The following is a 13,742-nucleotide window of genomic DNA, read 5'->3' as shown; positions in this document are numbered from 1 at the left end:
AACCTATGCTCAATTGAATTGATAGAGATAGCCAATCTTGCCCTGCGGAATGTAGCGCTTGCCGACCAGCGGGCTGTTGGTGATACCGCTGCCGAGATGCTCCACGCCGATGTCGAAGCTAACCAACTGGTGACGCGTAAAGTGATAGTCGAACCGCGCCCCAACTGATGTGTCGAACGTCGACGTTCCGTTGTACGCCGCGCGACCAGGTCGAGCCTCCGACGCCCGAACGCCGTAATAATAGTCAACATATTTCCGGCTGAGCCATTCGGCCCCCACGTGCGGCTCGATCGATAATTTACCGAAGCTGAACGTCTTGCCAAAGTCGAGACTGGCCATCTGCCCTTTGTTTCCACCGGTCAGGAAATCGCCGGTGAGATCCCCATATCCGGTGCGCCAGGCCAGCGCGGGGCCGAACCAGAACGCGCCGTTGCGATCCTGCATACCATTGAGGATTGGTGCATCGGAACTTTTGTAGCCGTCGCCAAGTGCATACTTGCCGCGCAGCGCTACCGACACATGATCCCAGGTGCCGATCTTCAGGTCGATAGTCGTGCCAACCGCGTGAACCCATTTATCGTCAAAAAACAGCAATGGGATAGGCGAGAATTTGGTTCCGTAACCTTTATATGGCGCCTGCTCGAACCCAGCGCCGACGCCAAGTCCCCAGTGCGTGACATTGGTTGCATTACTCAGTACTGCAAATCCCGTATCGTCGACGTCCGGCGGCTCCGCATTTACGCCATCGGCCCAGGCAACGCCCGAGTGCAACAGGACTGAAGCAACGGCCAGCAACAGCTGGCGTTCACGGCGATAAGCTATTTTCACAGTTGTTCCTTGTGGTGGAGTCAGCGTCGGGCAAACTTTAGTGCGCGTCGACTTACTGCCCGCTTACCGGAACAGGCGTTTCAGGAATTCGCTACGAGGAGATGCATCGCATCTGTCACAGCACGGTCCGCGAGTTGGTCTGACTGGGTTTCGACGGTTCGAAACGGCGCTTCAAGGCGCTGCGCAGGTGTTCGAGGTACATGAACACCACCGGCACGACGAGCAGGCTGAGCGCCGTGGACGTCAACAGGCCGCCTATCACCGCAAATGCCATGGGCCGACGAAAACTGGCGTCCGCGCCGAAGCCGAGTGCGATCGGCAACAGGCCCGCGGTCATCGCGACCGTGGTCATCACAATGGCTCGCGCACGCTTCATACAGGCGTCCACGATCGCACTCGCGAGCGGAAGACCCGCATCGACGTTGCGGATCGCGTAATCGACCAGCAGGATCGAGTTCTTCGTGACAATACCCATCAGCATGATCAGACCGACCATCGAGGGCACGTCCAGCTCGCTTCGCGTGAGTAGCAGAAGCAGGAACGATCCACCGAGACATAGCGGCAGTGCGCACAAAATTGTCACCGGCTGCAGGAAGTCCCTGAACAGTAGAACAAGCAGCAGGTAGACGCAGAACACGCCGGTCACCATCGCCATCAGGAAACTGGACGACAACTCGGCCATCGTGTCCGCATCGCCGTCTTCGAGCAACTGGACGCCGGCAGGCAAAGTCTGGACCACCGGCAGCGCCTTGACTGCCAGCAATGAGTCGCCGAGAGACGCGCCGCCCAGATCGGCGGATATCGTGACGTATCGCTTGCGGTCGAAGCGGTTGATCTGTGCAAGCCCGCTACCAACCGACACATTGGCAATCGAGCCGAGCGGCACGAGGCCGTCGCGTCCCTTCAGCCGCAGATCGGACACTGCGCCGATATCCTCCAGCGAGCGATTGCCGAGCCGTACACGCAGATAGATCTGCCGGTCGTCGAGATTGAGCCGCGCCAGTTGAGTGTCGAAGTCGCCAGCGGTGGCGATGCGCACGGCCTCGCCGATGGTCGCCGTGCTGATGCCCCGATTCGCCGCTGCCGCCATGTCGGGACGAATCACGATCTCTGGACGCTCGATGCTCGCCGTCGACGCGACATTGAAGAGGCCCGGCACGCCGCGCATCTCGTTGGCGACGCGGCGTGCGCTTTCGGTCAATACCGATGTATTGTTACCGCTCAGGATAATCTGGAATTTCTGACCGAGGCCACCACCGCTCACCGAAAAGCGGGCACCGGGCACACTCGACAGGCGCTCGCGTACCTCCGCTTCGATGCTTGCCTGATCCGGCCGGGCACCTCGCGCCGCGAGCTCGAGCGTCATCGTGCCGAAGCGCACGCCGGTGGTCTGCACCGCCTCGAAGCTGGTGCTCGCATTGTTGCCGGCGACGCTGAAGATGGTCGCGATGCCCGGCAATCCGGCCAGACGCTGCCGCGCGCTGCGCTCGACGACGAGCGTATCGTCGAGCGAACTGCCCGGCGCGAGCTCGACGTTGACGGTGACATAGCCGCGATCCGATGCTGGCACGAATCCCTTGGAAATGAACGGCACCAGCGCGACCGAGCCAACCATGAACGCGAGCGTCAGCAGCAGCGTCGTCTTGCGATGCGCAAGACACCAACCGACCATAAGCCGGTATCGCCGCATGAGCCGCGACGGCGCATCGTCGTGCGACGGTATCGGCTTCAGAAAAACCACCGCCATCATCGGCGTGAGCAGGCGCGCCACCAGCAGGGACATTAGCACGGCGACCACCGCGGTCCAGCCAAACTGCTTGAAGAACAGTCCCGGCACGCCACCCATCAGCGCAGTCGGCAGAAAAATGGCGACCAGCGTCAGCGTGGTGGCCGTCACCGGCAATGCGATTTCTGTGACGGCATCTGCCGCAGCCTGCAACAGCGGTTTGCCCTTCCGCACGTGCCGCTCGATGTTTTCGATCTCGACAATCGCATCGTCGACCAGCACGCCGACCACGACTGCCAGCGCAAGCAAGGTCAGCGTGTTCAACGAGTAGCCGAGCCATTGCATCGTCGCGAAGGTCGGCAGGATCGACAAGGGCAACGCAGTCGCGGCCACCAGCGTCGCACGGCGATCGCGCAGGAACCACCACACCACCAGTACGGCAAGCAGCGCGCCTTCATAGAGCATGTCCATCGAGCCGCGGTACTGCTCGCGCGTATAGTCGACCGTGCTCGAGATCAGTTGAGTGCTGAACGTCGCATCAGCCGCGTGCAGACTGCGCAGCGCCTCGTCGACGCCGGCCGTGATGCGGGTCTCGTCGGCCCCTTTCGAGCGGTAGATGCGAAAGCCGACCACCCGGCGTTCGCCAAGCGTAGCGGTTTCGAGCGGTTCGGCGACGCTGTCGCGCACGCTCGCCACACGGTCCAGTGTGAGCCAGCGGCCATCGGCCAGTGAGATCGGAAAACGCGCGAGGCTGGACGCTTGCGGCACGGTGCCAACCACGCGCATCGACTGTTCCCCCTCGCCCAGCCGCCCGCGGCCGCCCGACGCGTCCATCTGCATGAGACGCAGCGCATGCGACAGATCGACGGCCGTCAGCCCCGCCGACGTGAGCTTCGCCGGGTCCACCACGACCTCCACTTCGCGCGACACGCCGCCCACCCGCTCGATCCGCGCGACACCGGGCACCGCCAGCACCGCCTTGCTCACCGTATCGTCCACGTACCACGACAGATCGACTTCGCTGAGCCGGGAAGAGTTCGTCGCAAACGTCATGATCGGCTGCGAATCGCTGCGCACCGCGGTCACGACCGGCGGGTCCATGTCGGCTGGGAAGTCCGTGCGGATGCGATCGAGCGCGTCCTTCGCCTCGTTGAGCGCATCCGACAGGTTGCGGCCGATGAACAGCTTCACTTCGATATGCACCTGCCCGTCGACGATCGCCGTGGTCTGGTGCTTGATGCCTTGCAAGGTGGCGAGTGCGTCCTCGGCTTTGCGCGCGACGTCCGTCTCAAGTTGTGCGGGCGCGGCGCCCGGCAACGACAACACCACGTTCAGCGTCGGCAGGTCGAGGTCCGGCATGTCCTGTACCGGCAGACTCTGGAAACCCCACAACCCCGCGAGCGACAGGAAGATAAACAGCACGATCACCGGAATCCGGTGATGAATCGGCCAGGAGGCGAAGTTCATTGGACAGTTCCGGTAAGCGTTGCAGGCAGCGTCGCGTTGCCTGGAATGACCGTGACAACGTCGCCCTCGTTGAGCAGGGATGCACCGTCGGCGACGAGCCGTTCGCTACCCGACAGCCCGCTCACTATTTCGACCGCGCGGCCATCGCGCCGGCCGGTTTGCACCTCGCGCAGCGTGACGCGTTGCACGCCGCCGCGCCCAACCACCTCCGCGACGTGGCTGCGGCCGTCATGCATCGCCAGTGCGGATCCGGGCACCAGTAACGCGTCACTGTCACCACGCATGATCTGGCCCGACACATACATGCCGGCGCGAGCGTGCGAACCCGCTTCGAGGTCCGCGTACACAATCGCCACATGCGATTGCGTATCCAGCGCCGGCGCGATGTACACGACCGTGCCGCCCGCCTTGCTGCCGTCCGGCAAGCGCACCACGACCCGCTGACCGGTCGCGATCGACGCCACCTCGGCGGGCGCCACTTCGGCCTGCCATTGCAGCCGATCCTGGCGGATCAGCCGGAACAGTTCCTGCCCGACGGGTGCGACCGATCCGAGCGTCGCGCTACGGGCGCTGATTGTGCCGTCGTCCGGCGCGATTACATCCGCGTTATGCAGGTCGATCCGACGCGCCTGCAATTGCGCACGCGCGGCTTCCTCCTGCGCACGCGTCACGGCGGCCGTGGTCCGGTATTGCAGCAGGTCCTGTTTACTGATGCCCCCGCTGTCCTTCATCTCGAGCGCGCGCTCCTCGTTCGCACGCCCCTGCTCGGCCGCCGCTTTGGCCTGAGCCAACGCCGCAGCCGCCTGCGCGACATCCGCCTGGAGCATCGTCGTGTCGTAGCGGGCCAGCAATTGACCGCGCCTGACCGTGCTACCTGTCTCGACGCAAATCTCGGCGAGACGCGCACCGGCCAGCAGCGAGCGGATCGACGCTTCCTGCCACGGCGCGATCGAACCGGACACGGCCACGCTGTCCGGTAGGCGCGCACGATAAGGGGCGGTAAGCGAGACCGTAAGCGCGCTCGCAGCTGGCGGTTGCGCTTGCGTGGCTGGACGGCCATATAGCGCGACGCCTGCGAGACCCGCAGCCAGCAGCCCACTCAGGAGCGCGCCAAGAATCACGTTACGCCGGGTCGCCCACATGCCGCGCCAACGTACGACGCGGCGATTGAACGGCTGTGACATATCCTCTTACTCCTGGTGCATGGGTGTGGTGACGAACGCGGCCGCGTTGCCTGACGCGCGCACGATATCGATCCATGCCTGGATGCTGGCGCGCGAGGCATCGATAGCGGTCTGGTCGGCGGCCTCACGTTGACGGCGTGTGTCTTCCAGTTGGAAGAGGTTGACCGCACCCGCCCGCCACTGCGACTCGGTTGCATCGAGCGTGGCGCGTGCGGCGTCGCGGGCGCGGATCGCCGCCGCCAGTCGCTCGCCTGCGTGGGACTGCTCTGTGAGCGCATCTTCAATGTCCTGGGCGGTGTTACGCAAGGTCGAATGCAAGGACGCGAGCGCGGCGAGATAGCGCGCGGTGGCGGCGTCTACCGAAGCTGCGCCACCGCCCGCATCGAAAAGGGGCGCACTGATACCTGACATTAGCGACCAGCCCAGAAACGACAGTGTGCTGCCCGACGCCGAGATCCAGTTGCCCGTCAGTGCCGATGTGAGATTGATGACCGGCAGACGGTTGGCGCGTGCGACGCCGATTTCCGCATACGTCGCCGCGGCTTCACGCTCCGCCGCGATCACGGCGGGGTGACGCGATAGCACTGTCGCGGGCAGGGCCAGCGCGACTTGCGGAACGCGTGGATAAGCCGGTTCCTTGTGTTGATCTGTGGCAAAGCCCGCCAACGTAATGCGCGCGTCAATTTCCGTCGCCGTCAACCCGCTCAACGCGACCAGCGCGTCACGATCCTTCACGCAACTCTCGTCCTGCGAGATCAGGCTGGCGCGGGCATCCTCGAGGCCGCTGATTGCGCGGCTCTCGTCGACCGGAGGCGCGAAGCCGAGCGCTACGCGGCGACGTGTCAATGCGAGATCGCGTTCGCGTGACGCAATGTCGTCGCGCTTCACACCACGGCCGAAACGGCACGCCCGCAATGACACCAGCGCGCCCGCGACCTGGCTCGACAACAGCAGCCGCGCGGACTGCGCATCGGCGTTGCGCGCATCGAGCCGGCTCGCCGCCGCATCCTGTGCGCCGCGCAACCGTCCGAACAGATCAATTTCCCATGCGAAGGTGGGACCGCCTGTGATCGAATTGCCGACCTGGGTCGTGCTCGCGCCACTGCTCGACTGAATGCGCGCGCGGCCACCGCTGCCACTTAGACTAATCTGTGGATGACTGAGCGACGTCTCCAGGCCCAACGTAGCGCGCGCCTCTGCGAGATGGGCTTCGGCCAGCGCCAGTGACGGGCTGCTGGCCAACGCGGACTCGATCAGTCCGCTGAGGACGGGATCGTCGAGCGCAGACCACCAGTCTTCATTCGGTGGCAGCAGAAACGCCCGATTGCCTGACTGATTCGCCCAGACCGGGTGATCGTTGAAATGCGTAGGCACGTAGGGCGACTGGGTCGAACACGCAGTGGTAGCAGCAAGAACACACCCAGCAATAGCACACGCTGCCTCACGAAAGAAACGTTCAGCGAGCACGCGTTCGCCCCTGCAGATGAATGCAACCCGGCGGGAATATTACGGGCAACGCGAGGTAAATAATCGCCAGTTGGGTGTCATGCTTATCGAGCATCGCCATTGCACTCGTCGGTCGTGTAGAACCCGCACCCAGGATCGTGCCGGCCGCATGGCCGACCACTTCCCGCACGGGAGATGCTGCATCATGGTGGCCACTGACTTACCCGCCACTTACTGTCGCAGACATCGCTCGACGACTTGCGCGCTACATCGATGCAAGCGTACCGACGCACATACGTCAGCGCAAAAGACGCACCGGCAGTAAGTGGCCGGTAAGTCTCATCGCCGCATGATCAAATGGGTACTGCGTACCGCTCGTTAGATAAGCGTCGATCAGCATGCCGCTGCGAGCAGCTCCCGACAAATACGCGCTCACTCGCAACCTCTACCGGCAACTCAGTAAAGACGCCTGCGGTGTGATCCGGCCAGTCGCGCGCCATCGTCAATCATCCAGTCGAGAGGCTCCATGTCCATTCACCCGTCATTCTGGTCTATCGTACGGGCGAATATTGCCCTCCTTGGTGTCTCGACCGGATTGGCTAATCTGCCCTTCCTGCTTGCGCACGTGCTGTTCGAGATACCAGCGTCCAGCTCGCCGGATTGGTCCTATAAAGCATCGATTGCCGCGAGCGGACTAGCAATCATGGTGACTTTGCGATGGCTCGCGCGGCGCGCGTATCGGTGCGCTGAGAAAAGCGGCGATGTCAGGCCAGGCCATCACAGCAGCGGTGTGACGATTACACCGAATTGCAGCCACGCGTGGCTCGTACAAATGTACGTAGAACTAAACCCGGTCCATCAGACGGGCTGCGAGAGCAGTTTTTGACGGGCCGTGGGTATCATGCGGTTAGCGAGTCATCTGCCGGGGATCCTTTGAACGCGATACTGCTCCACGCTTCGTGCTTGCCCGTTACCGCGAGCGTGCTGCCATCGCTGCCAATCCCACCCCTGCTTTGAACGGAAGCGCGCAGCGCATTCCCGTTGACGGAAACCTGTGGCCGGCTTTGCGCGGTCTGCTTCGATCAGCGCGATTTACGCAGGGCTAGCAGTAAGAAACCGCAATGTAATCGCCAGGTGTCCGGTAAGTGGCCGGTAAGTCTTCCGGTCGCACGATCGCATTGACTGTTCTCCTCCTCGGCCGTAACGCCGCATGGTTAGTACCCCTTTTTTCTTCCGTCAGGAGTTCCGCGATGAAAAGGCGCGATCTGAATACTCTGGCACTCGCCGCCACGGTGCTTCTTTCATCGGGATGCGCGACGGGACCCGGGCGCACCGCCGGCGACCCGCTTGAACCGATGAACCGGACCATTTACTCGTTCAACGACAAGGTCGACAGATACGCGGTCAAACCAGTAGCAACCGCCTACCAGAAGGTGACACCGACACCAGTACAGACAGCAGTCCGGAATTTCTTTTCCAATCTTGGCGATATCGGCAACTTTGCCAATGACCTGCTGCAACTGAAAGCGACAGACGCGAGCGAGGATGTGGTGCGCTTTGCGTTCAATTCCACCTTGGGGATTGGCGGCCTGATCGACTGGGCGACGCCCGCGGGTTTGCCCAAGCACCATCAGGATTTCGGCCTGACGCTTGCACACTATGGCGTACCGATAGGGCCATATCTGGTGATGCCGTTGTTCGGCCCGAGCAGCGTCCGGGATGTGAGTAACGTCGCCGTCGACAGCTTCCTTAATCCATTCGCGGCAGCACCGGTTGCTGTCCGGGCATCCGTGGCCGGCACCCGCTTTGTCAGCGCTCGCGCCGACCTGTTGAGCGCGTCAAATCTGCTTTCGCAGGCCGCGATCGATCCCTATTCGCTCACTCGCGACCTCTACCTGCAGAGGCGCCGCATGCTGTCGACGAAGTCCGGCAACGCCGATACGTTACCGGACTACGCAGATCCCTCGCATCAATAGCGGCAGGGCCGATGTATGACGGTCCGTGCAGCTCACCGGTAAGTGTCAGGTAAGCCATGCGGGTCCAGCATGAAGACCAGGTTCATCTGACTGTGGGACTGCGTGGTCATCAATGTATCCACTGACAACAGGTGTAAGCATGAAAAACCTCGGTTATTGGCTGCTGCTCGGTTTGCTGCGGCTACTGTCGGTTCTGCCGTACGCACTAGTTGCAAGAGCCGGCAATGCGCTTGGCGCCGCGCTGTACAAGCTGCCGAGCCACCGGAGGCACGTGGTGCTCGTCAATCTGCGCCTGTGCTTCCCGCTGAAGACCGAGCGCGCGCGCGAAGAACTCGCGCGCGCGCATTTCCAGCACGTTGTGCGCAGCTATCTGGAGCGGGGCTTTCAGTGGTTTGGCAGTTTGCACACGATCGAGCGGCTGGTCGAAATGGATAGTCGCATCGATCTGCACGATCCGGATGCGCCACCCACGATTTTCATGGGCTTTCACTTCGTCGGAATCGAGGTCGGTTGCATGCTGTATTCCTCGCGCCTGCCAGTCGCCGCGCTCTACACGCGCATGTCGAACACGCGTGTCTGCGAGCTCGCACGGCGCCAGCGGGGACGGTTCGGTGCAGACATGATTGAACGCAGCGTAAGTGCGAAACACGTTGTCCGGCTGCTGCGCGCAGGTGTTCCCGTGATGCTGGCGGCGGACATGGACCACGGAACAACGGGTTCGGTGTTCGCGCCGCTCTTCGGTGTGCCGGCCTGCACGCTCACTTCCGTGTCACGTCTCGCGAAGTTGAGCGGTGCACGCGTCGTACCCTTCGTGACCGAGGTATTGCCCGCATTTCGCGGCTATAAACTGACTATTTTCGATCCGCTCGAAAACTTTCCCACAGGCAGCGAAGCGCTTGACGCACGCACAATGAACGCGTTTCTCGAAAAGCAAATCCTGCGCCTTCCCGAACAATACTACTGGGTCCACAGGCGCTTCAAACATCGCCCTGCAGGTATGCCGGCGGTCTATTGAATTCCGGGAAATGAATCATGAAAGTCGCCGTATGCCTGACAACGTTTAACCGCGTAGATTGTGCACGGATTTCAATGGAGATCATCAAGTTCAACTGGCCGCAACGGTGGCCGGTCGTGCATGCGTGCTCGCACGCCGGGTATGAGCCCTATCTGGAAGACGTACTGCTGCCGCGCATGCCGCAACCGTTGACCACGGGGGCACTCGACCTGCTGGTAACGTCGCTCGGAAGCGCGGTGGATCGTTTCAACGCCGACTTCGTTGTTCATCTGGAGGCCGACACGTGGATTCTGAACCAGCTGATCATCATCAGATATCTGCAGAAACTGCAAGCCGATCCGGATTCGGTCATCGCTGCTTCCACCTGGAGCGCCGACCGCGCACCCGAATGGAAAAACTCGAATAAACCTGGCAAACGGGCGCGCCACGCACTTGCGCGCATCGTGAGACCGCTGGGTTTTTCATATGGGATCCGTCAGGAAAAAAGCCTTTCCACCCAGTTCTTCATCGCAAAAGCGACGCCGGCGTTCATGCAGATGATCGAATCACTCACCGCCAATGACGATGATTTCCTCGAGAAGCTGCTCTATTCAGCGGTGCTGAAGCGTTTCGGAGCAAAAGGGATTGTTGGGATGCCTGAACGGGAGCCGGTACATCCGAAATTTCGCAACGTCTGCACGGCGCTGAGCCTGTATTGCCAACATTGGCCAAGTGCCGAAGACGCCCCTCATATCGACACGGAACCCTTCCTCGCCCCCACCGACCGGCTACAGGGGAAAAGGGAGTCTCTGGCAAGCGCGCGTTTCGCGCTGCAAGGACCGCATATGCGACGGTTACTGGAAAGCGCAGATCTGCGCTACTACAACGGCGATGCAAAGCGCTCGAGTTAATTCCGAACATTGCAACGGAGCTCCGACATCCATAGGCGGGTGTCGTTCGCATGCAACGATCGGGAAACCCGAACAACCCGATTTAGAAATCGGTACTTGCACAGTTGAGCCGCCCTCGTGAAAACGCATTTACGACGCCTGCCGGGTCGATCCACTTGTGCAGATCCACCAATCGAGCGCTACATGACCGCACTCTTCCCTGATACTGCCCCGCCCCGTTCGATCCTCGTGGTCTGCACGGGACGTATTGGCGACGTGTTGCTTGGCACGCCAGTCGCGCGCTCTCTGAAATTGCACTGGCCCAATGCGAAAATCGACGTGCTAGTCTTCGATGGTACCGGTGGAGTGCTGGAGAATAACCCCGATATACGCCGGGTGATATCTATTTCACCCCGGGCGAAGCCTGTCCAGCGCCTCAACGATGCACGCAAGATCTGGCGCCAATATGACCTCGGATGTTCGCTGCGAACGTCCAGTCTCGCCAGTTTTCTTTGCTGGATGGCGGGACGAAAGCGAATCGGCATCGTTGCGCCTGCTCGCAGAAGCTGGATCAAGAAGTTGATGCTAAATCGTTTTGTGATCGAACGTGGCCACAGCGTGCATACCGTCCAAAGCGGTGTTTCGCTCATGGCCTTGCTAGGCATCACACCCTGTTTCGAAGTCGTCCCGCCAGCATTGCTCACTCAGCCTTCGCAGCTCGAACAACTGGATCCACTGCTCGCGTCCACAAATGGCAAGCCCTACGCGGTGGTGCACATGTATCCGCGGTTTACCTACAAGATGTGGCATGCCGAAGGTTGGATCGCCGTCCTTGCGTTCCTGCATGCACGCGGCTATGCCATTGTGCTGACAGGCGGCCCGGCGGCAGCCGAAGTGACGTATGCGCGCGATATTTGCGCGCGGGCCGGAATCGAAGCCGTCAATCTGGTCGGAAAGCTGAGCCTCGCGGCAACCGCTGAAGTGATTCGCCGCGCGCGGCTCTTCATCGGCCCGGACACCTCGGCCTCGCATATCGCGGCTGCCATCGGAATCCCAACCCTCGCCCTGTTCGGCCCATCGAATCCGGTTCGATGGGGACCATGGCCCAAGGGCTGGACCGGCATCAGCCCGTGGATGACCTCCGGCTCGAGGCGGCGAGGCAATGTCTATCTACTTCAGGGAATTGGAGCGTGTGTGCCCTGCAAGCTAGAGGGTTGCGAAGCCCACATTCACAGTTGGAGCGATTGCCTGTTGACGCTTGACGCAAACCGGGTAATAGATGCTGCGACAGAACTGCTGGATATCGCACCCAGTATTGCGCCCGACCGGCGGCGCCGCATTCCAATTGTCGCGGAGACCTTTGCCGGCGCGCGTCTTGAAATGGCCGATGTCGGTAATCGCCCGGGGCAAGCAAATCCCGACCCTTCTCCGGAGATCACCTTATGACCGCCCTTCGTTCTACCGTGCCCCTTATCCTGCTCTCTGCCGCGTGTTCGCCGGCGTGGCCGGATGCCAGCACTCATCCCGGGCCAACGGCGCAACCCGATGCGCTCGTGCCCGCGCCAGTCGCCGTAAACGACCAGAAACACACCACACCACCCGCGAATGCGTCAATTCTTAGCGTCGGGGTGAGCGATCCCAACACGCAGCTGATCCTGCCGTGGTTCCTCACCGACATCATCAATGCGATCAATACGCAGACGTCAGCCGGCAATTTTCTGCGCACTGCCGGACGGAGTATCTAGCCTCTTGTCGGGTGCCGTAGAAGGTGAATTTACGTGCATTGATTTAAATGGGATTTCCCCCCCACTCGGTCGCTGGCAGCCGGACCTTGTGACTCGAAAAGTGAAAAAATATTTCGGTCGTGCGGCAGATCGTGAAAACGGCACAGAGGGATATCATCTGCGGCTGTCTGGCATCAGGCCTCATTCGGCCAATGCCTTGTCAAACATCAAAATCACTAAGTTTCAGGTTGAGCTGCACCCCTCCGAAGGTATCGCGAGGCCTATGCAGGGCACTCTGGCAAGCCGCTTTTTGCGCTGGACCGACGGCGTGCGTTTTAGTGCAGCCTTGGCCATGAACAACGGTCAGTTATCGGCATTATTCGAATGACCGCAGCTGAGTCAGCAATGGACATTTATTCCGCAACACCCGGACCGGGACCTAATGTCTCATCCCAAATCAAGAACGATAACGAAGCGAGTCGATGACGACACGTACAGCGATCGGAAGTTGGCGTCGGTCGGGATAATAGAGGAAGCTCCCCGCTAGCGTGACAGACCATCCCTCTAACACTTGCGTCAATGTGCCTGACTTCAGGTGGGGTTGCACCTGTTCTTTGAGAACATAGGCGAGGCCGTTTCCCGCCAAGGCGGCATGGATTAGGATATCGCTGTCATTGGCGATAAAGACCGGATCGACTGGCACCTGGACGGATCGACCCTCTCGCTCAAAGTCCCAGAAATGGAGGGTCTTCGAACTTGGTCGTTGATATCCCAGACATGCATGGCTGGCCACATCGTCCGGAGTGAGCGGCGCGGCGTTGTTCTTCAGGTACGAGGGCGATGCAACAAGGGCGGTTCGGTAGTCAGCACCGATGCGAACTGCCACCATGTCCTTAGCCAACAGTTCGCCATTTCGGATGCCCATGTCGAAGCCAGCCGCGACGATGTTTGCCAAGCAATCATCTACCGACAATTCAACTACGACCTCAGGATAGTCGCGCCGAAGTTGGGCGAGCTTCGGCACGACGAACATCAGCGCTGCCGTACGATGAACACTGATACGGACTCGGCCTGCTGGCCGGCTTCGATTGTCCGCAAGCGTCGTCAAGCCAGCCCCGATCTCGATGAAAGCGGGCCGCAACCGGTCCAACAGCTTTTCTCCCGCAGCGGTTGGTGCGACGTTTCTTGTGGTTCTGTTGAGCAGCTTGACGCCGAGGCGCCCCTCCAGCAAGCGAATGGAATGACTGAGAGCAGAAGCGGAAACACCGAGTCGCACGGCTGCACGCGTGAAGCTGGATTCCTCGGCGATGGTTGCAAAAGTTAGCAGATCGGCCAGATCCTCGCGGTTCATTGTTGAGCCTCACTCATGATTCTATGCAGAATTATGTCACTAATCAACAGAGCCGGAAGGCACTAGTACCTTTGCACAGAGGTTATGACGGTTTGTCAGAGGTCGGTACTGGGTAGGCTTTGGCCAATTTTTCCCGGGCCCTTTCGGTAGAGAACA

Annotated in this window: 10 protein-coding genes and 1 pseudogene; 6 read left to right on the top strand and 5 right to left on the bottom strand. The window is 61.0% G+C overall.

Going from position 1 to position 13,742, the window contains the following annotated elements; translation table 11 throughout:
- Positions 1 to 9: 9 nt before the first annotated feature.
- From P3T25_RS44690 to P3T25_RS44675, 4 genes are all read right to left on the bottom strand, one after another.
- Complete coding sequence (locus P3T25_RS44690) at positions 10 to 828, bottom strand: MipA/OmpV family protein (protein ID WP_429363826.1); 819 nt, start codon at positions 826 to 828, stop codon at positions 10 to 12.
- A 115-nt stretch (positions 829 to 943) separates the two neighbouring features.
- On the bottom strand, positions 944 to 4,021 hold the full coding sequence (locus tag P3T25_RS44685) for an efflux RND transporter permease subunit (protein WP_429363824.1): 3,078 nt from the start codon (positions 4,019 to 4,021) through the stop codon (positions 944 to 946).
- The gene (locus P3T25_RS44680) at positions 4,018 to 5,205 is read right to left on the bottom strand and encodes an efflux RND transporter periplasmic adaptor subunit (protein WP_429363822.1); all 1,188 of its coding nucleotides are present in this window, start codon (positions 5,203 to 5,205) and stop codon (positions 4,018 to 4,020) included. Before P3T25_RS44680 ends, P3T25_RS44685 begins: the two co-directional genes overlap by 4 nt.
- A 6-nt stretch (positions 5,206 to 5,211) precedes the next feature.
- Entirely contained in the window at positions 5,212 to 6,672 is a 1,461-nt protein-coding gene (locus tag P3T25_RS44675) for an efflux transporter outer membrane subunit (RefSeq protein ID WP_429363820.1), read from the bottom strand.
- A gap of 1,229 nt (positions 6,673 to 7,901) precedes the next feature.
- On the opposite strand from P3T25_RS44675, the pseudogene P3T25_RS44670 reads away from it, so the two are divergent.
- The 6 genes and pseudogenes from P3T25_RS44670 to P3T25_RS44645 all read left to right on the top strand — a co-directional run.
- Positions 7,902 to 8,612 (top strand): annotated as a pseudogene (locus tag P3T25_RS44670) (MlaA family lipoprotein); the annotation flags it as partial.
- A gap of 154 nt (positions 8,613 to 8,766) precedes the next feature.
- On the top strand, positions 8,767 to 9,642 hold the full coding sequence (locus tag P3T25_RS44665; RefSeq protein ID WP_429363818.1) for a lipid A biosynthesis lauroyl acyltransferase: 876 nt from the start codon (positions 8,767 to 8,769) through the stop codon (positions 9,640 to 9,642).
- 176 nt (positions 9,643 to 9,818) lie between these two features.
- Positions 9,819 to 10,532, top strand: a complete 714-nt coding sequence (locus P3T25_RS44660; protein ID WP_429363816.1) for a hypothetical protein — start codon at positions 9,819 to 9,821, stop codon at positions 10,530 to 10,532.
- Positions 10,533 to 10,715: 183 nt separating this feature from the next.
- Positions 10,716 to 11,957, top strand: a complete 1,242-nt coding sequence (locus P3T25_RS44655) for a glycosyltransferase family 9 protein (RefSeq protein WP_429363854.1) — start codon at positions 10,716 to 10,718, stop codon at positions 11,955 to 11,957.
- Positions 11,954 to 12,256 carry a hypothetical protein gene (locus P3T25_RS44650; protein WP_429363814.1) on the top strand — a complete coding sequence of 101 codons (303 nt, stop codon included), beginning with the start codon at positions 11,954 to 11,956 and terminating at the stop codon, positions 12,254 to 12,256. The genes P3T25_RS44655 and P3T25_RS44650 overlap by 4 nt, the downstream gene beginning before the upstream one ends.
- A gap of 4 nt (positions 12,257 to 12,260) precedes the next feature.
- Positions 12,261 to 12,623, top strand: a complete 363-nt coding sequence (locus tag P3T25_RS44645) for a hypothetical protein (RefSeq protein WP_429363812.1) — start codon at positions 12,261 to 12,263, stop codon at positions 12,621 to 12,623.
- 69 nt (positions 12,624 to 12,692) lie between these two features.
- On the opposite strand, the gene P3T25_RS44640 is transcribed toward P3T25_RS44645, so the two are convergent.
- Positions 12,693 to 13,586: a LysR family transcriptional regulator gene (locus P3T25_RS44640; protein ID WP_429363810.1), complete on the bottom strand. Its 894-nt coding sequence runs from the start codon at positions 13,584 to 13,586 to the stop codon at positions 12,693 to 12,695.
- Between the last annotated feature and the right edge of the window lie 156 nt (positions 13,587 to 13,742).

Origin of the sequence: Paraburkholderia sp. GAS32, from assembly GCF_050434225.1 — a bacterium.
Lineage (GTDB): Bacteria > Pseudomonadota > Gammaproteobacteria > Burkholderiales > Burkholderiaceae > Paraburkholderia > Paraburkholderia madseniana.
Note: the sequence above shows the minus strand (reverse complement) of the source record. Positions and strands in the feature narration are given on the sequence as shown.